The organism is Chryseobacterium sp. 14P4.3.2, from assembly GCF_057799275.1.
The window spans coordinates 1-1,297 of sequence record NZ_JBYOKO010000053.1 but is presented as its reverse complement, the minus strand read 5'-3'; the positions used below and the strand labels follow the sequence as shown (position 1 = coordinate 1,297).

Sequence of the window (1,297 nt, the reverse complement as noted above, 5' to 3'; positions counted from 1 at the left end):
AACAGGCTTTTAAAAATTATGTAGCAACGATGTCAACAGGAACTGAAACATCAGGAGAGAATATCTTTACGGGATTTGGTAAAGATGATTTGATGAGAGAATATCCTGATAACTACAAAGGAAAATTAGGGCAAGGAGACTGGAAAACATCCGACAGAAAAAACAATACAAGTAGATGGCAAAATGCCAATGAATATAATATTAAGCAAACTAATGGAAGTAGCGAATATGCCGACTTAGATCAAAGGGCAGATTTTTACAGATGGTTTCAATCTGCTACTGATAAAAAAGGTTTCCAAACAAGATGGTCGGGTGCAGCAGCGGAAACAGTTGATAATTTAAAAAATTTAATTGGCAATTATGATAGCTATTTTGGAATGGATATTTCCAATACGGAAATTAGAAACTTCGTGAAAGGTGGAAATAAATTAATATTGAATCATATTTGGAGTAGCTTGCAAGATTTATATAACGGGCCTGTTTTGAGAGGTCAGGTTGCTGCTAATTGGGATGGTCAAAATTTAATTAACGAACAACATTTAATTCAACCAGAATATAATAAACTTAGTCCTGCTTCAGTCAAAATATTAAATAGTAATTTGAGTTGGTTTACTTCCTTTGAGGGAAGTGTTTTAAATTTAAATCATAGATATTTGTATGGAATGGAGTCAATGGGTTATATTGTAAAATGGGGAAAAGATGCTAAAATTAATACAAATGTTAATACTCGATAAAAAATCAAACAGTATTATAACAATAATTTTATTATTAATATTTGCTGTTATATATTATTTCTTTGTTAGAAGTCAAAATCATGATGTTTTTTATTTCCTATTGTTATATGAAGTAACACTTATTTTATTTTATAGCTATAGTTATAAGAAGTACAAAGCAATAATTTACATGATATTGGCAATACTATTTTTAATGCATTTTATTGCTGTTATTTATATAATTTTTAAAATAAGAGGATCCGGAATTTTATCCTGAAAAATCTCCACTCCTTTTATGAATTATGATAAAATAAAATAGTTGAAATTACAATTAAAATGCAAACTTATAAGTATTGTATAAATTTGTTTATTACAGCAAAAAAACTGCTTATAGGTTTGCATCTAATTTTGTTTAAAGAAGCACAGAATTTTTGTTTTCTCTGAAATTATTGATACCAACAATTACTATCCTTTTGGTTTAAACCATATCTCAGGTACGTTTGGCACCTCCAACTTTGGTAGTTTCTACAGTTACAAATACAACGGAAAGGAATTACAAGAGACGGGAATGTATGATTACGGAG

1 protein-coding gene is annotated in these 1,297 nt (G+C 29.1%); it reads left to right on the top strand.

Going from position 1 to position 1,297, the window contains the following annotated elements; translation table 11 throughout:
* Window positions 1-734, top strand: a 734-nt coding sequence (locus AC27VX_RS23715; RefSeq protein ID WP_488698442.1) for a hypothetical protein, incomplete at its 5' end; no start/stop codon positions are given.
* Between the last annotated feature and the right edge of the window lie 563 nt (window positions 735-1,297).